General features: G+C 65.5%; 14 protein-coding genes and 1 tRNA gene. 9 read left to right on the plus strand and 6 right to left on the minus strand.

The window, feature by feature from the left end:
* Positions 1-37: 37 nt before the first annotated feature.
* Positions 38-113, minus strand: a tRNA-Ile gene (locus tag PMI42_RS28420).
* A 341-nt stretch (positions 114-454) separates the two neighbouring features.
* Entirely contained in the window at positions 455-1,429 is a 975-nt protein-coding gene (locus PMI42_RS28425; protein ID WP_008140767.1) for a Bug family tripartite tricarboxylate transporter substrate binding protein, read from the minus strand.
* A gap of 107 nt (positions 1,430-1,536) precedes the next feature.
* Here PMI42_RS28425 and PMI42_RS28430 point away from each other — a divergent pair, with 107 nt between their 5' ends.
* Positions 1,537-2,508, plus strand: coding sequence for a TAXI family TRAP transporter solute-binding subunit (locus PMI42_RS28430; RefSeq protein WP_008140769.1), 972 nt, complete (start codon positions 1,537-1,539; stop codon positions 2,506-2,508).
* 157 nt (positions 2,509-2,665) lie between these two features.
* On the opposite strand, the gene PMI42_RS28435 is transcribed toward PMI42_RS28430, so the two are convergent.
* Together PMI42_RS28435 and PMI42_RS28440 are read right to left on the minus strand one after the other, a co-directional pair.
* Positions 2,666-3,895, minus strand: a complete 1,230-nt coding sequence (locus tag PMI42_RS28435; protein WP_008140771.1) for an ABC transporter substrate-binding protein — start codon at positions 3,893-3,895, stop codon at positions 2,666-2,668.
* 103 nt (positions 3,896-3,998) lie between these two features.
* Positions 3,999-4,892, minus strand: coding sequence for a substrate-binding domain-containing protein (locus PMI42_RS28440; RefSeq protein ID WP_008140774.1), 894 nt, complete (start codon positions 4,890-4,892; stop codon positions 3,999-4,001).
* Positions 4,893-5,302: 410 nt separating this feature from the next.
* On the opposite strand from PMI42_RS28440, the gene PMI42_RS28445 reads away from it, so the two are divergent.
* From PMI42_RS28445 to PMI42_RS28460, 4 genes are read left to right on the plus strand one after another with little or no spacing between them, the layout of a single operon-like run.
* Complete coding sequence (locus PMI42_RS28445) at positions 5,303-6,136, plus strand: ABC transporter substrate-binding protein (RefSeq protein ID WP_035966916.1); 834 nt, start codon at positions 5,303-5,305, stop codon at positions 6,134-6,136.
* Positions 6,137-6,191: 55 nt separating this feature from the next.
* Positions 6,192-7,298, plus strand: a complete 1,107-nt coding sequence (locus PMI42_RS28450; RefSeq protein ID WP_008140778.1) for a molybdopterin-binding protein — start codon at positions 6,192-6,194, stop codon at positions 7,296-7,298.
* Positions 7,299-7,310: 12 nt separating this feature from the next.
* The gene (locus PMI42_RS28455; RefSeq protein WP_035966919.1) at positions 7,311-9,260 is read left to right on the plus strand and encodes a molybdopterin biosynthesis protein; all 1,950 of its coding nucleotides are present in this window, start codon (positions 7,311-7,313) and stop codon (positions 9,258-9,260) included.
* 45 nt (positions 9,261-9,305) lie between these two features.
* Positions 9,306-10,436 (plus strand): FAD-dependent monooxygenase, encoded by a 1,131-nt coding sequence (locus PMI42_RS28460; RefSeq protein WP_008140783.1) that lies wholly within the window; start codon positions 9,306-9,308, stop codon positions 10,434-10,436.
* Between the two features lie 6 nt (positions 10,437-10,442).
* Here PMI42_RS28460 and mobA read toward each other — a convergent pair whose 3' ends face one another.
* Entirely contained in the window at positions 10,443-11,084 is a 642-nt protein-coding gene (gene mobA, locus PMI42_RS28465; protein WP_085969829.1) for a molybdenum cofactor guanylyltransferase MobA, read from the minus strand.
* On the minus strand, positions 11,065-11,955 hold the full coding sequence (gene fdhD / locus PMI42_RS28470; RefSeq protein WP_008140786.1) for a formate dehydrogenase accessory sulfurtransferase FdhD: 891 nt from the start codon (positions 11,953-11,955) through the stop codon (positions 11,065-11,067). Before fdhD ends, mobA begins: the two co-directional genes overlap by 20 nt.
* Positions 11,956-12,170: 215 nt before the next feature.
* On the opposite strand from fdhD, the gene mobB reads away from it, so the two are divergent.
* From mobB to PMI42_RS28490, 4 genes are all read left to right on the plus strand, one after another.
* Entirely contained in the window at positions 12,171-12,698 is a 528-nt protein-coding gene (gene mobB, locus PMI42_RS28475) for a molybdopterin-guanine dinucleotide biosynthesis protein B (protein WP_008140788.1), read from the plus strand.
* Positions 12,699-12,707: 9 nt separating this feature from the next.
* On the plus strand, positions 12,708-13,964 hold the full coding sequence (locus tag PMI42_RS28480; RefSeq protein WP_035966920.1) for a molybdopterin molybdotransferase MoeA: 1,257 nt from the start codon (positions 12,708-12,710) through the stop codon (positions 13,962-13,964).
* A gap of 44 nt (positions 13,965-14,008) precedes the next feature.
* Complete coding sequence (locus PMI42_RS28485) at positions 14,009-14,284, plus strand: sulfurtransferase TusA family protein (protein ID WP_008140793.1); 276 nt, start codon at positions 14,009-14,011, stop codon at positions 14,282-14,284.
* Between the two features lie 315 nt (positions 14,285-14,599).
* Positions 14,600-16,255, plus strand: coding sequence for an OFA family MFS transporter (locus PMI42_RS28490; RefSeq protein WP_008140795.1), 1,656 nt, complete (start codon positions 14,600-14,602; stop codon positions 16,253-16,255).
* Positions 16,256-16,288: the final 33 nt, after the last annotated feature.

Raw genomic sequence — 16,288 nt, forward strand, 5'->3', positions numbered from 1 at the left:
GGCTTGCCGAGCCGAAGCTCGCGAAGCGAGCGAAGGCTGGTGGGCCCGGCAGGACTCGAACCTGCAACCAGACCGTTATGAGCGGCCGGCTCTAACCATTGAGCTACAGGCCCCGCCGCGGGACGGCCCGCGGGAACGCGCGGCCGGCAACGGTGCGCGGTTCGTTTACAGGGATGAAGGCGAGGGTGCAATGCTGGCTCCGGCGAACGGGAACGCCGGCGCAGCAGGATCGGTAATTTTCGAATACCCGAAATCTGCGATCGTGCCCTTATGCTCCTGTTTTGCCCGACGTGTCAAATGGTCTGATGAGGGCTGTCTTGCTTCGATTTTGTAACCCATTGAGATCGCATGATCTTTCTACTGTGCATGGGGTTGTTTTTGACTTTTTGATCGGAGGGGCCCTCCCGGCTCCCTCCAATGCCGTGCTGGCGAAAGCGCGCGGCGGATCGTCGGCCTAGTCCACTGACACCCCCGCGAATTCCACCACCTTGCGCCACTTCTCGGTCTCGTCCGCGACCAGCTTGCCGAACTCGGCGGGCGTCATCGGCTTCGGGATGCCGCCGGTCTCGGCGAGGCGGGCGACCAGCTTGGGGTCCTTCAGCGCTTCGCCGACGGCCTTGTTGAGGATCTCGACCACGTCGGGCGGCGTGCCCTTCGGCGCGGAGATGCCGTAGAAGCCGACCGATTCGAAGCCGGGCACGGTCTCGGCGATCGCGGGGACATCAGGTACGATCGGCCAGCGTTGCGGCGAGGTCACGCCGAGCGCGCGGACATTGCCGCCCTTGGCCTGTTCCAGCGCGGAGGGCAGGTTGTCGAAGATCAGCTGCACCTTGTTGGAGATGATGTCGGGGAAGGCGATCGCGGAGCCGCGATAGGGCACGTGCACCATGTCGCATTTGGTCATCGCCTTGAACAGCTCGGCCGACATGTGCACCGAGGTGCCGTTGCCGGACGAGGCGAAGGAGATCTTGCCGGGGTTGGCCTTGCAGTAGTCGATGAACTCGGAAACCGTCTTCACCGGCATCGCATTGGAGACGACCAGCATGTTGGTGAGCTGCATGATGCTGGCGACCGGCACGGTGTCGCGCAGGAAATCGTAAGGCAGCTTCTTGTAGAGCGAGGTCGAGATCGCATTGTTGGGCGCGACGAACAGCAGCGTATAGCCGTCCGGCGGCGAATTGATCGCGGCGGCGGCGGCGATGTTGCCGCCGGAGCCGGCCTTGTTCTCGACGATGAACTGCTGGCCGAACTTGTCCGACAGCCACTGCGCCATGATCCGCGCCACGATGTCGACCGGGCCGCCGGCGGCAAAACCGATCATCCAGTGCACGGGGCGGTCGGGATAGGCGGCGGAGGCGGGAGGGGCCGCGCTGAAAAGACCTGAAAGAAAGACCAGCCCGAAAACAGTGTTACGCAAAATTCGCAACATGAAGCCTCCCATTGCTTTATTGTCGTTGGGCCGCATGCTTTCACAAAATCGGGCCGCTGCCTACTTCGCCGCAAGTCGGCGTTGACGCAGGCCCGCCGGGACCGACCATGAGATTCGCCTTTCCTGTCCTTCTCGCCGCGGCGCTGCTCGGTGGCCCCGCAGCTGCTCAAACCGGAGGCAACGCCATTTCGACCGCTATACTCAGCCTCAGTCTCGGCACCGCCACGCCCGGCGGCGGCTTCCCGCTCTATGGCAATGCCTTTGCGCAAGCGATGAACGCGGCCGATCCGCAAACCACCATCGCCCCCCGCAACACCAAGGGCAGCAATGAGAACATTCCGCTCTTGGAGAAGGGCGAACTCGACCTCGCGCTGGTCGCGGGCGAGCCGGCCTATGAGGCCTTCGCCGGCATCGGCCGCGCGCCCGTGCGACTGAAGATCCTCACCGCGATCTATTCCAACCCCGGCATGTTCGTGGTGCGGGCGGACAGTCCCTACAGAACCATCCGCGATCTGGTGGGACAGCCCGTCGCGTTCGGCGCCAAAGGCTCGGGCCTGCCGATCCTGGCGCGCTATGTGCTCGATGGCCTCGGCTTGAGGCAGGACGAGGATTTCAAGGCCATCTATCTCGACCGCGCCGGCGACGGCCCCGCGATGGTCGAGGATGGCCGTGTCGCAGCGCTCTGGGGCGCCGGCATCGGCTGGCCCGGTTTCGCGGCGGTGGCATCGAGTGCCTCAGGCGCGCGCTTCATCGCACCGAGCGCCGAAGAGATCACGCGCATTCGTGCCAAGCATGCGTTCCTGAAGCCGATGCTCGTGCCGGCCGGCTCGTACCCGAAGCAGTCGGAGCCGATCGCCTCGCTCGGCTCCTGGAGTTTTGTCCTCACGCGCGAGGATCTGCCCGACGACGTCGCCTATCGCCTGGCGAAGACGCTGCACGGCGTCGAAGCGACGTTCTGCAAGCAGCTCGCGCAGGCCTGCGAGACCACAGCGGCAAACACCATCGCGGCGGCGCCGAAGCCGGAGCTGATTCATCCGGGCGTGATGAAGTATTTTCGCGAGATCGGGGTAGCGAGGTGACACCGCAGTCTCGTGCCCCGGATGCTGCGCAGCGCGCCGCGCCTGCGGCGTGATGCGCTGCTGATCCGGGGCCCAGCGTGCCCTGGCGGAGTTGTGGGTCCCGGCTCTGCGCAGCGGCACTTCGCGCCGCGGCGCGTCCGGGACACGGAGATCGTGTCTACTTCTTCACCATCGCACACGCCGGGTCCGGCGGCCCGAACGCCTTGTCGCCGGAGATGGTCGTGAGGATCTTGTAATAGTCCCACGGATATTTGCTCTCCTCCGGTGTCTTCACCTGCACCAGCCAGAGGTCGTGCACCATCAGATTGTCTTCGCGGAGCTTGCCGTTGCGGGCGAAGAAATCCTCGACCGGTTTTGCGCGCATGGCGGCGGCGACCTTGAGCGGATCGTCGGTGCCGGCGTCCTTGATGGCGTTGAGATAGTGGATCACGCTCGAATAGACGCCGGCCTGCCACATCGACGGCATCTTGTTCATCTTGGCGAAATAGCGCTTCGACCATGCGCGGGTCTTGTCGTCCATGTCCCAGTAGAACGACGTCGTCAGCAACAGGCCTTGCGCGGCCTGCAATCCGAGGCCGTGGATGTCGGTGATCAGCGCCAGCAGCGCCGCCATCTGCTGGCCGCCCTTGAACACGCCGAACTCCGAGCCGGTCTTGATCTCGTTCATGTTGTTGGGGGGACCTGCCGCAATGCCGATGATCTTGGCCTTGGAGGCCTGCGCCTGCAGCACGAAGGAGGAGAGGTCAGGCGTTGCCAGCGGCGGCTTAACCGACCCCAGCACCTTGCCGCCATTGGCGGTGATGACGCTCGAGGCATCGCGCTCCAGCGAATGGCCGAAGGCGTAATCGTCGGTGATGAAGAACCAGCTGTCGCCGCCACGCTTGACCACCGCGTCGGCAGTGCCGACCGCAAGGGCGCGGGTGTCGAACACCCACTGCATCGCGTAGGGCGAGCAGAATTTTCCGTGGAAGTCCGCGGTGCCGGTCGAATGGGTGATGAACAGCCGCTTCTTCTCGTTGGCGATGTTCTGCACCGCGAGCCCGACCGCGGAGACCGGCACGTCGACGATCAGATCGACCTGCTCGACGTCGTACCAGCGCCGTGCGAGCGAGGCGCCGATGTCGGCCTTGAGCTGGTGATCGCCGATCACAATGCTGATCGGCTTGCCGAGCACGGTGCCGCCGAAATCGTCGATCGCCATCTGCGCCGCCGTCACCGAGCCCTGGCCGGTCGGCGCGGAGGCCGGACCGTTCATGTCGGTGAGCACGCCGATCTTGACGACGTCGTCGGAAATCTGCGCCGAGGCCGTGCTCGGCAAGAGCGCTGCCGCCAAAGCGGTCGCGACAAAGCCAGCCGCGACCGGCAGTCCAAATCTCGTTGGATTCACGCGTGTCCTCCCCTGATCCGGCTCGTTGGCCGGTGTTGCTTGTCCCGGGTATGGCCCGGCTGAATTGGTTTCTTTTGCAACTATTAGGGGGCGGGCGTCAATGTCAGGCTGCGAAGCGGATCTGCCCGGCCGGCGAGGGATCGTAGCCGGTCAGCTCCTCGGCGCGCTGCCGCAGCCGCCGTTCGCTGAGAAACCGGATCAGGGCCTGCATCGGCGGGCGGAAATAGCTGCGCTGCCGCATCGCCAGATCGAGATTCTCCCAGACCAGCGGCACGAAATCGAGCCCGGCCGAGCGTGCTGCCGCGCGTGTCGCCACACCGCAATCGGCCTGGCCGGCTCGGACCATTTCGGCGAGATCCGGCCCGGTGAGCGCCGGCGGCTCCGCCCGGCGCAGATCGCGGGTGGTGGCGTCCGCGCGCTTCAGCAGGACGTCGAGCAGCATCTGTGCGCCCGTTCCCTGTTGTCGCATCGCCATCCTGGCGCCGAGTGCGAGCACGTCGGCGAGACTGCGCAATCGCTTCGGATTGCCGGGCGGCAGCACCAGGCCCTGCTCGCGGCGCGCAAACGCGACCAGCAGCGCATCATGCAGGTCCGGCGCGTCTCGCAGCGCCGTCACACTGGCGTCGGAGGCAACATTGCCGGAGGCATCCAGGCTGTGAAAGTGCACGGCCACAGCGGTCACCTCGTCGCGCTGGAGGCGCTCAAGTCCGCGCGCGCTGCCCTCGCTCATCGATCCCAGGCCGGAACCGGATTCGCGCAGGCTCCAATCCAGCAGCTCGTCCTGGCTGCCACCCATGACGGGTGGCGGCTCCGTGGCCAGCATGCCCGCAGGGCGTGCCAGTCCGGACAGCACCCAGAGGTCGAGCTCGTGCCGCGGAAAGAGCCACTTCCCGGTCACCTTGCTACAGGGGATCGCGCCGGTGGTGACGAGTTCGTAGAGCTTGCGTTCGCCAAGTCGGAGATAGTCAGCGGCTTCACTGGTCGTCAGGAATTCCATCCTGCATTCCTATGCAAATTCTTGCTTCTTTTTGGACTTTCGTCGCAGGTGGAATTCTGCATTTCACTTTATGTCCGTCAGGACCATGCCTGATGATCTCGTTGCTTTGCAACACATCGTGACGCGGTGATGCTTATCTTGGTTGACGATCTTGAGACATTCGAATGGTGCGGGCCTTGCGACCGTCTCGTGCGCATGTGCAATCAACGTGCCGGTTGATTCATTGCCGAAATATCCCGAGTGAGCCGTCACAGCGCGATCGGCTGCGCACGCCAAAGTCTGACGCCGGTAGTGGTTTATTCTCGTTCTATCTCCTGTTGCCGCCGTCGGGCGACGCGATGGGCAAACGCGTCACGAGTGCGGCGTAATCGATCATCATGATCGCGCCCGTCTCCAATGGGAACCCGCTCATGGCCATTCGCCGCCTGTCCGTTGCACTCGCGCTTCTCTGCGGCCTCGCCGCGGGCATCGCGGCGTCGTCCGCGGAGGACCGCGCAATCGTCCTGGCCACGACGACATCGACGCAAGAATCCGGCCTGCTCGATCATCTATTGCCGATCTTCCATGACAAGACCGGCACCGATGTGAGGGTGATCGCGCAGCGCGCCGACGAGGTGCTCGACGGCGTGCGAAAGGGAGAGGCGGACGTCGTGCTGATTCATGCACGGCCGCAGGAGGAAAAATTCGTCGCCGATGGTTTTGCCGTGAAGCGCCTTGACGTGATGTACAACGATTATGTGCTGATCGGGCCGAAGAGCGATGCTGCCGGCGTGAAGGGCAAGGACATCGCGACCGCGCTGAAGGCGATCGAGGCCAAGGGCGCGCCGTTCGTGACGCGCGGCGATCGCTCCGGCACGCACGCTGCGGAGCTCGCGCTCTGGATCGTCGCCGGCATCGACATCGCCGCTGCCAAGGGCGCCTGGTATCGCGAAGCCAAGGAGGGCATGAGCGCGGCGCTCGAAGCCGCGCGGGGCACAAATGCCTATGTGCTGTCGGACCGCGGCAGCTGGATCGCCTTGAGGGATCGCGGCGATCTCGACATCATCGTCGAAGGCGACAAGCGACTGCTCAACCAATACGGCGTGATGCTGGTCAACCCCGAGAAGTTTCCGAACGTGAAGAAGGAACTGGGACAGACCTTCGTCGACTGGCTGGTCTCGCCGGACGGGCAGGCGGCGATCGCCGGCTACAGGGTCGACGGGCAGCAACTGTTCTTTCCGAATGCCGACAAGTCCGGCGGCTGACATCCGCATCTTCCTGCGGTTGCCAAACCGGACGATGCATGGTCCATCATGGCGCATGACCCAGCGCCTGCCGCCATCGCTGACGCCGCTCGACACCGCGCTCGCCGCGTTGCTGCGAGACGTTGCCCCGATCGCATCGGTGGAATTGCCGCTGGGCGAGGCGGCCGGCTGCATCGCAGCCGGAACTCCGCTGCTTGCGGCCCATCCGCCGCACGACATTGCCGCCACGGACGGATGGGCGCTCACCGCCAATAACCTTGTCGGCGCGTCCGCCTATGCGCCGCTGCCTTTGACTCACGGGCCGGCATGGGTTGAGACCGGCGATGCGATGCCGGAGGGGTGCGACTGCGTGCTTGATGCCGACGCCGTCGATATCTCCGGCCCGCTTGCCCAGGTGCTGGCGGAGGGCATGCCGGGACAGGGCATCCGGCGCGCCGGAAGTGCCATCGCTGCCGGCATGACGGCCGGCGCGGAGGGCCATCCGGTCGGTCCGGCCGACCTGTTGCTTGCACGGGCCGCTTCGGTGGACAGGCTGGGCGTGCGACGGCCGCGACTGCGCATCGTCAACGTGCCTGGCGCGACGACGACGGCGCATATGATCGCCGGGATCGCACGCGAGGCGGGACTGGATGTGAAGACGAACCAAGCCGCCGCGCGAGAGGAAGCATCGATTGTCGAAGCGCTCGATGCGTCCTCATGCGACCTGCTCCTGATCGTCGGCGGCAGCGGCGTCGGCCGCCATGATGCGGCCGTGACTGCGCTGGCCCGGCGCGGCGACGTGATCGCCCATGGTCTTGCGCTTCTGCCGGGCCGCACTGCCGCAGTCGGACGGCTCGGAACGGTTCCGGTTATTTCCTTGCCCGGCTTGCCGGATCATGCGCTCGCAGCCTGGTTTGCGCTGGTGCTTCCGCTCGTCGATCGTCTGTCGGCGTGCCGGCCCCGCCGGCAGCTGGCGCTCCCGCTGGCGCGAAAAATCGCATCCAGAGTCGGCATTGCCGAAATCGCGCTGTTGGCCGAGGAACATCGGGCCTGGACGCCGCTTGCCGTGGGCGATTGGCCGCTCCAGGCCATCGCCCGCGCGGATGCCTGGCTGCTCATTCCCGCCAGCCACGAAGGATTTGCGGCAGGCGAGCTGGTCGATGCTTATCCGATGCGGCAGTGATATGGGTTCGGCATGACGATGATCCCGCAACCACCAGGCCGCAGCGCGACCGAACAGGAGCAGTTCCTCAAGATCCTCTCGCGCGAGGAGGCGATGGCGCGCTTCGAGGCTGCGCTGTTCCCGCGGGCGCTTCCGAGTGAAGTGCGCAAGCTTGGCGGTATGCTCGGTGCGGCACTTGCCGAAGACATCACCGCACCGATCGATGTCCCGCCGTTCGATCGTTCCAATGTCGACGGCTTTGCGGTGCGCTCGGCGGATCTCGCCATGGCCGGCGAAGGCGCACCTGTTCGCCTTGCGTTGAACGGCGAGACCATCCACTGCGGCACCGCGCCGGCGCTGCAAGTGGCGGCAGGAACCGCAACGCCGATCGCGACGGGCGGGCCGCTGCCGCGCGGTGCCGACGCCGTCGTCATGGTCGAGCATACTCAGCCGGCCGGTTCAGAGGCGATCGATATCCGTCGTGCCGTCTCGCCAGGCCAATTCGTATCCTATGCCGGATCCGACATCGCGCGCGGCGAGGCACTGCTGCGCGCCGGCACGATCATCGGCTCGCGCGAGATCGGCATGCTGGCGGCCTGCGGCATTGCGGACGTGAAGGTCGCGCGCAAGCCGCGCGTTGCCGTGATCTCGACCGGCGACGAACTGGTACAGCCCGGCGAGGCGCTTGCGCCCGCGGCGATCTACGACACCAACGGGGCCATTGTTGCCGCCGCGATCGACGAGAACGGCGGCGCGGCGGTTTTTCTCGGTGCCATTCCCGACGACGAAGCAGAACTCGAAGCCGCGATGCGCCGTGCGCTGGCGGATGCTGATATGCTGGTGCTCTCGGGCGGCACGTCGAAGGGGGCGGGCGATCTGTCTCATCGCATCATCGGCCGGCTCGGTCAGCCCGGCATCATCGCGCATGGCGTGGCACTCAAGCCCGGCAAGCCGCTGTGCCTTGCGGTGTGCGACGGCAAGCCGGTGGTGATCCTGCCGGGCTTCCCGACCTCGGCGATGTTCACCTTCCATGACATGATCGTACCGGTGCTGCGCAGGATGGCGGGCTTGCCGCCGCGTTCCGATGCGAAGGTGAAGGCCACCGTGCCGGTGCGCATCGCCTCCGAGCTCGGCCGCACCGAATTCGTGATGGCCTCGCTGGTGGAAGGCAAGGATGGCCTTATCGCCTATCCCTCCGGCAAGGGCTCCGGTGCGATCACCTCCTTTGCACAGGCCGACGGCTTCTTGCGCATCGACGCGCTCGCCGACCAGATGCCTGCCGGCACTCACGCCGAGGTGACGTTGTTTACGCCGCATGTGCGGGTGCCCGATCTCGTCATCGTTGGCAGCCATTGCACCGGCCTCGATCTCGTCACCGCACAGCTCGCGCATGTCGGCCTCTCCGTGCGCTCGATCGCCGTGGGGAGCCTCGGTGGGCTTGCTGCGGCAAAGCGCGGCGAATGCGATCTCGCGCCGATTCATCTGTTTGACGACAAGAGCGAAACCTACAATACGCCTTACCTTGTCGAAGGGCTCGAGCTCGTGCCGGGCTGGCGGCGGATGCAGGGCATCGTATTCCGCAAGGGCGACAAGCGTTTCGAGGGTCTGGGTGCGAAAGAGGCTGTTGCCGTCGCGCTCGCGGACTCCACCTGCATCATGGTCAACCGCAACCAGGGCGCCGGCACGCGCATCCTGATCGACCGGCTGCTGGGCGGCGCACGCCCGGAAGGCTATTGGAACCAGCCGCGATCGCACAACGCGGTTGCCGCCGCCGTCGCACAGCGCCGCGCCGACTGGGGCATGACCATTGCGCCGGTCGCCCATGCGGTCGGCCTCGGTTTCATTCCGCTGGCGGAAGAGCATTATGATTTCGCGCTGGTGACGGCGCGCAAGCAGCGGCCGGCGGTGCGGGCCTTTCTCGATGCGCTTGGCTCGGACGAGGCACGCGTAGCGCTGGAGCGAGCCGGATTCCGTCCGGCCTAGACGGACGACGCGGCGCTCAAGCCGCGCGACAGGGTGGGGGACGCGATGGCAAGGCCGCTTTCGGTTGCGATTGTCGGTGCCGGCATGGGTGGGCTCGCGACGGCCGCGGCGCTCCGGCGTGTCGGCATCGATGTCATGGTCTACGAGCAGGCCTCCCAATTCGCGCGCATCGGCGCCGGCATCCAGATCGGTTGCAATGCTATGAAGGTGTTGCGCGCGCTGGGGCTGGAGGCGCGGATGCGCGAGCACTCGTTCTATCCGCGCTCCTGGAACAACCGGGACTGGAAGAGCGGCGACATCAAGTTCGACATGATCTTTGGCGAGAGCGCAGAAGAGAAGTTCGGCGCGCCCTATCTGCTCGCCCATCGCGGCGATCTCCATGCCGCGCTGGCGAGCGTGGTGCCGTATGAATTCGTGAGGCTCAACCACAAGCTCGTGGGGCTCGACGAGACCGGCGACGGTGTCCGCCTGAGCTTCGCCGACGGCACCAGCGCTCTTGCCGATGCCGTGGTCGGCGCGGACGGCGTGCACTCGGCGGTGCGCGACATCCTGTTCGACACCGCGCCGGTCAAATTCACCGGCCGCATCGCCTATCGCACGACCTATCCGGCTGCGCTGCTCGGGGACGAGACCATCGACGACTGCACCAAATGGTGGGGCGAGGACCGTCACATCGTGATCTACTACGTCAAGCCAGACCGCAGCGAGGTCTATCTGGTCACCAGTCAGCCGGAGCCGGATTTTCGTATCGAGTCCTGGTCGGCGAAGGGCGACGTGCGCGATCTGCGCGCCTCGTTCGAGGGCTTTCATCCGCAGGTCGGAAAAGTGCTGGCCGCGTGTCCGGACGTGCACAAATGGGCGATCATGGACCGTGACGCGCTGGAGCGCTGGGCGGATGGCAAGGTGACACTGCTCGGCGATGCCTGCCATCCCATGACGCCCTATATGGCGCAGGGCGCAGCCATGGCGATCGAGGATGCCGCCGTGCTGTCACGCTGTCTCGACGGCATCGACCGTGACGGCGTCGTGGGCGCCTTCCGCCGCTTCGAGGCGACGCGGAAAGCGCGGACGACGCGGGTGCAGGAAACCTCGCGCGCCAACGTCTGGCTCAGGGAGCGGACCGATACGAGCTGGGTCTATGGCTACGACGCCTGGTCGGTGCCGCTGGCGGCTTGAGCTCGATTAGGCCGCGTCGTCCAGCGCCGCGAGCCGTTCGGCTTCCGCGATGTCCTCGACCGTATTGGCATTGAAGAACGGATCGAGCGGCTCGGTCGGCCACGTCACCGTCGCGAGCGAATAGCGCGCGGTCCAGCGGTCGATCTTGCGCAGGTCCTCGACGACCAGCGCGTGGCGCAGCTCGTCGCGCAAGGCGACGCGCCACAGGCCGATCACAGGATGCGTCTGGTCGCCGGATGCGGCGACAGCGAGCTGTGCGTTCTCTTTCTCTCGCGTCTCATGCAATCGCGCGACGAGATCGCGCGGCAAAAACGGACAGTCGCCGGCGGCGCTGAGCACCCACTCCACCTCCGGCCGGTTCGTCGCGGTCCAGTCGAGCGCAGCGAGGATGCCGGCGAGCGGGCCGGGGAAGCCGGGCACGTCGTCGGAGACAACCTGCAGGCCGAACGCGGCGAAGCGCGCGGGATCGCCGTTCGCATTGAGGATCAATCCGTCGCACTGGGGCGCCAGGCGTGCGATCACGCGCTCGAGAATGGTACGGCCGCCGATGGTTCGCATCGGTTTGTCGCCGCCGCCCATGCGGCGCGCCAGGCCGCCGGCGAGCAGCACGCCTTGCGTTGCCGGAATCCTAGTCGTCACCACCTTCACCCTTGCGCTTGTGCTTGGCCGATTCCTCCTCGACGTAAGCGAGATTCTGGTCGTAGACGATGCGCTCCTCGCCCGCGAGCGCGATGAAGCGCTTGCCGCGGGTGCGGCCGACCAGCGTCAGCCCGACCTGCCTTGCGAGATCGACGCCCCAGGCGGTGAAGCCGGAGCGCGATACGAGAATCGGAATGCCCATGCGCACGGTCTTGATCACCATCTCCGAGGTGAGACGCCCCGTCGTGTAAAGGATCTTGTCGCCGGCATCGACGCCATGGCGGTACATCCAGCCTGCGATCTTGTCGACGGCGTTATGGCGGCCGACGTCCTCGGTGTAGCAGAGCGGCTCGCCTTCCTTGCACAGCACGCAGCCGTGGATCGCACCGGCCTCCAGATACAGCGAAGGCATAGTGTTGATGGTCTGCGTCATCTGGTAGAGCCAGGAGGTGCGCAGCTCCGCCTTCGGCAGCGCGACACTCTCGACCGCCTCCAGCAGGTCGCCGAAGGCGGTGCCCTGCGCGCAGCCCGAGGTCTGCGTGCGCTTCTTCAGCTTGGCCTCGAAATTGGTGTGGTGTTCGGTGCGCACCACCACCACCTGGAGGTCGTCGTCGTATTCGACCTCGGTGACGGCGTCATTATACTTCAGCATGTTCTGGTTCAGCAGGTAGCCGAGCGCCAGATATTCGGGATAGTCGCCGATCGTCATCATGGTGACGATCTCCTGCGCATTCAAATAGAGCGTCAGTGGTCGCTCCATCGGCACCTTGATCTCGATTTTTGCGCCGCTCTGGTCGGTCCCGGTCACGCTCTGGGTCAGGCGCGGGTCGTCCGGGTTGGGAAGGATCAGGGGCACCGGGGCTTTGTCGATCTTCATCATGGCCGCGACGTTAGCATGACATTCGGGTCAAGCCGATATAAGCATGACGGCGAGAGAACGAAATGCCGCTGCCTCGTCATTGCGAGCGCAGCGAAGCAATCCAGACTATCTCCGCGGTGGCAGTCTGGATTGCTTCGTCGCTACGCTCCTCGCAATGGCGGTGAGGAGACGGCGGTTCCCCAAAAGACCAGGTCGCTCGCGGAGACGGAGCTGGAATGAAAGTCATCGGCCTTGCAGGCTGGAGCGGTGCGGGCAAGACCACGCTGTTGACGCGGCTGATCCCGCTTTTCAACGCGCAAGGCCTGCGCGTCTCCGTCATCAAGCATGCGCATCACCAGTTCGACGTCGACGTGCCCGGTAAGGATTCCTGGCGCCATCGCGAGGCGGGCGCGGCCGAGGTGCTGGTGGCGTCGTCGAACCGCTGGGTCCTGATGCACGAGCTGCGCGGCGCGGCGGAGCCGCGGCTGCCGGAACTCCTGAGCAAGCTGTCGGCGGTCGATCTCGTCGTGGTCGAAGGCTTCAAGCGCGAGCCGCATCGCAAGATCGAGGTGCATCGCGCCGCCAACGGCAAGCCTCTGCTGTTTCCCGACGATCCCGGCATTGCCGGGATCGCGACCGACACCGCCATTGAAACGCGGCTGCCGACTGTCCATCTCGATGATATCGAGGCTGCGGCGGCGTTGCTGCTGCGCGCGGCCATGCCGGTCGAGGAAGCGGTCGCGAGAAGCGCCGCGATGCGCTGACGAGGCACCATGGCGCAATTATCTGACGATTGTTTTGCCTTTGGCGGACCGATGATGTCGGTCGACGAGGCCGTTGGCCTGATCACGACCCGCGTCAACGCGATCGCCGATCGCGAAACCGTGGCGCTCGTGGATGCCGACGGGCGTGTTTTGGCGCGCGATATCGCGGCACCATTGCCGCTGCCGCCGTTCACTAACTCGGCCGTAGACGGTTACGCCGTGCGCAATGCGGACCTTCCGCAAGCGGAGGAACGGGCGCTCCCGCTCGATGGCCGCATCCAGGCTGGCGGCCTTGCGCAGGCCCCGATCAAGGCCGGGCACACCGCGCGCATCTTCACGGGCGCGCCAATGCCGCCCGAGGCCGAGACGGTTTTCATGCAAGAGGATGTTCGCGTCGACGAGGCTGGCAAGATCGTGCTGCCGCCCGGGCTGAAGCCCGGCGCGAATGTCCGCCCCGCGGGCGAGGACATTCCCCAAGGACACGTCGCGCTGCGCGCCGGCCAACGCTTGCGGCCGCAACATGTCGCGCTTGCCGCAGCGTTCGGTTTGACCCGCCTCGACGTCGTCAGGCGCATTCGCGTCGCTGTGTTCTCGACCGGCGATGAGCTGGCCTCGCCAGGTGAGGTGCGAGCCGCCTCTCAGCTGTTCGATTCCAACCGCTTCATGCTGATGGCGATGCTGCGCCGGCTCGGCTGCGAGGTCAGCGACCTCGGCATCCTGCGCGACGAACGCAGCTCGCTTGCCGATGGCTTGAAGCAGGTCGCAAGCGGCCATGACCTGATCCTCACGACCGGCGGGGTTTCGACCGGCGAGGAGGATCACGTCAAGGCGGCGGTGGAGAGTATTGGCTCGCTCGTGCTGTGGCGGATGGCGATCAAGCCCGGCCGGCCCGTGGCGATGGGGATCATCGACGGCACGCCGCTGATCGGATTGCCGGGCAATCCCGTCGCGAGCTTTGTCACCTTCGTCCATGTGGTGCGGCCGACCGTGCTGGCGCTTGCCGGTGGTCTGCCCGAGCCGCTGCTGCCGATCCCGGTGCGCGCGGCGTTCGCCTACAAGAAGAAGATCGGCCGCCGTGAATATGTCCGCGCCTCGTTGCGGCGCGGAGCGGACGGTGCGTTGGAGGCGGTCAAGTTCCCTCGCGAAGGCGCCGGCCTGTTGTCGTCGCTGGTCGAGACCGATGGCCTCGTCGAACTCGGCGAAGACATCATCGGGGTCGCGCCGGGGCAGGGCGTAGGTTTCTTGTCCTATGCCGATCTGCTCTGACGCCGCACGTTGACGCCACCGCGTCACCTAGCCATGTTGCGCCCATGACCAGAATAACGACCAGAACCACGCTCGATCTCACCGGGCTGAAATGTCCATTGCCCGCCCTGAAAACGCGCAAGGCGCTCAAACCGTTGCAACCGGGCGATCAGCTCGAGGTGCACTGCACTGATCCCCTGTCGGTGATTGACATTCCGAACCTGATCCGCGAGACGGGCGACACGGTGGAGATCACCGAGCGCAACGACGCGCGCATCGTCTTCTTGATAGAAAAAGCAAATGGTTCGATAGAGAGCGTCAATGGTGCACTGCGTTCGTGAGAACGTTACCGCGCTGATACCGACCTTTTGTCTATCGACATCGATCATGGCTTCTGCCCAAATTGACTTTCTCCGTGCAGGCGCGGAGGTTGAGTCTTGTCTGCGATACGCGGATCAACGGGCCACACGAAGCTTGCGCGTCGTATCGGGCATAGAGCCTCGCTGGAGGGGTTAACTTTTTGGACGCGCGTGACGATCCTGGCGCGCGTCGGATGATTGTGCGGAGCAGCAGGGACAGCAGGCTGCACCGCAACGGGCTGAGGACGGGATCTTAGCGGCAGGTTGCTCAGAAGGGCGGCTGCAGGGGAGGAATGCATGGCTTCAATTGAGAGCGCTGGAACACTTTCGGGTGCCGGTGCAGGTTTTCTTGATCGCGAGCGGACCATCGCGACCGCCGGCTTCAATCGCTGGCTGGTGCCGCCGGCGGCGCTCTGTATCCATCTCTGCATCGGCATGGCCTACGGTTTCTCGGTGTTCTGGCTGCCGCTGTCGCGCGCGGTCGGTCTCACCGCGCCGAAGGTGTGCGCAGACATGTCGCTGTTCCAGGAACTGTTCACGACCAGCTGCGACTGGAAGGTCGCCAGCATGGGGTGGATGTACACGCTGTTCTTCGTGCTGCTCGGCATCGCGGCTGCGGTCTGGGGCGGCTGGCTGGAGCGCGTGGGCCCGCGCAAGGCCGGCTTCGTTTCGGCGCTGTGCTGGTGCGGCGGCCTCTTCCTCGGTGCGATCGGGGTCTACACCCATCAGCTCTGGCTGTTGTGGCTCGGCTCCGGCGTGATCGGCGGCATCGGCCTCGGCCTCGGTTACATCTCGCCGGTGTCGACGCTGGTGAAATGGTTTCCGGACCGCCGCGGCATGGCGACCGGCATGGCCATCATGGGCTTCGGCGGCGGCGCCATGATCGGCGCGCCGCTGGCGAACCTCTTGATGAACTACTTCAAGAGCCCGACGTCGGTGGGCGTCTGGGAGACCTTCGTCGCGATGGGCGTCATCTACTTCGTGTTCATGATGATCGGCGCGTTCCGCTATCGCTTGCCGCCGCCCGGCTGGCAGCCCGAGGGCTGGACCCCGCCGTCCAAGGCCAACGCGATGATCTCGAAGGCCAACGTCCATCTCAACGACGCGCACAAGACGCCGCAGTTCTGGCTGATCTGGTGGGTGCTCTGCCTGAACGTGTCGGCCGGTATCGGCGTGATCGGCATGGCCTCGCCGATGCTCCAGGAGATCTTCGCCGGCAAGCTGATCGGCCTGCCGGACGTCGGCTTCAACGCACTCGATGCCGGGCAGAAGGCGCAGATCGCGGCGATCGCCGCGGGCTTCGCCGGATTGCTGTCGCTGTTCAACATCGGCGGCCGCTTCTTCTGGGCATCGCTGTCGGACAAGATCGGACGCAAGAACACTTACTACACTTTCTTCATCCTCGGCATCGTGCTCTACGCGCTGGCGCCGACCTTTGCGGCGATGGGCTCGAAGCTGCTGTTCGTGCTCGGCTTCGGCATCATCCTGTCGATGTATGGCGGTGGCTTCGCGACCGTGCCGGCCTATCTCGCCGACATGTTCGGCACGCAGTTCGTTGGCGCCATCCACGGAAGGCTGCTGACGGCGTGGTCCACCGCGGGCATCATCGGCCCCGTCGTGGTCAACTACATCCGCGAGTTCCAGCTCGCGGCGGGCGTGCCGCGCGACCAGCTCTACAACACCACCATGTATATCCTGTGCGCGATGCTGATCGCGGGCCTGATCTGCAACTATCTGATCAAGCCGGTCGATTCGAAGTGGCACATGAAGGAGGCCGATGTCGCCAAGCTGCAGGCGGCGAGTGCGAGCGCGGCGGCGGCGGGGCCGCACGGCTCTTACGGCATCGGGTTTGGCGGGCTTGACGCCAAGGCGGCGCTGTTCTGGGCCTTCGTCGGCGTTCCCCTGCTGTGGGGTGTCTGGAAGACACTGGAGAGCGCGGTCAAGATTTTCTGATCGCCACCGAGACGGCCGCGGGATGCTCACCAG

Origin of the sequence: Bradyrhizobium sp. YR681 (genome assembly GCF_000282615.1) — a bacterium.
Classification (GTDB): domain Bacteria; phylum Pseudomonadota; class Alphaproteobacteria; order Rhizobiales; family Xanthobacteraceae; genus Bradyrhizobium.

Bases quoted from the DNA above. Each gene is read 5' to 3' on its own strand.
- PMI42_RS28425 (WP_008140767.1), bottom strand. From the start codon at position 1,429: ATGTTGCGAATTTTGCGTAACACTGTTTTCGGGCTGGTCTTTCTTTCA.
- PMI42_RS28490 (WP_008140795.1), top strand. From the start codon at position 14,600: ATGGCTTCAATTGAGAGCGCTGGAACACTTTCGGGTGCCGGTGCAGGT.
- PMI42_RS28440 (WP_008140774.1), bottom strand. From the start codon at position 4,892: ATGGAATTCCTGACGACCAGTGAAGCCGCTGACTATCTCCGACTTGGC.
- PMI42_RS28485 (WP_008140793.1), top strand. From the start codon at position 14,009: ATGACCAGAATAACGACCAGAACCACGCTCGATCTCACCGGGCTGAAA.
- fdhD (WP_008140786.1), bottom strand. From the start codon at position 11,955: ATGATGAAGATCGACAAAGCCCCGGTGCCCCTGATCCTTCCCAACCCG.
- PMI42_RS28430 (WP_008140769.1), top strand. From the start codon at position 1,537: ATGAGATTCGCCTTTCCTGTCCTTCTCGCCGCGGCGCTGCTCGGTGGC.
- mobB (WP_008140788.1), top strand. From the start codon at position 12,171: ATGAAAGTCATCGGCCTTGCAGGCTGGAGCGGTGCGGGCAAGACCACG.
- PMI42_RS28450 (WP_008140778.1), top strand. From the start codon at position 6,192: ATGACCCAGCGCCTGCCGCCATCGCTGACGCCGCTCGACACCGCGCTC.
- PMI42_RS28455 (WP_035966919.1), top strand. From the start codon at position 7,311: ATGACGATGATCCCGCAACCACCAGGCCGCAGCGCGACCGAACAGGAG.
- PMI42_RS28460 (WP_008140783.1), top strand. From the start codon at position 9,306: ATGGCAAGGCCGCTTTCGGTTGCGATTGTCGGTGCCGGCATGGGTGGG.
- PMI42_RS28480 (WP_035966920.1), top strand. From the start codon at position 12,708: ATGGCGCAATTATCTGACGATTGTTTTGCCTTTGGCGGACCGATGATG.
- PMI42_RS28445 (WP_035966916.1), top strand. From the start codon at position 5,303: ATGGCCATTCGCCGCCTGTCCGTTGCACTCGCGCTTCTCTGCGGCCTC.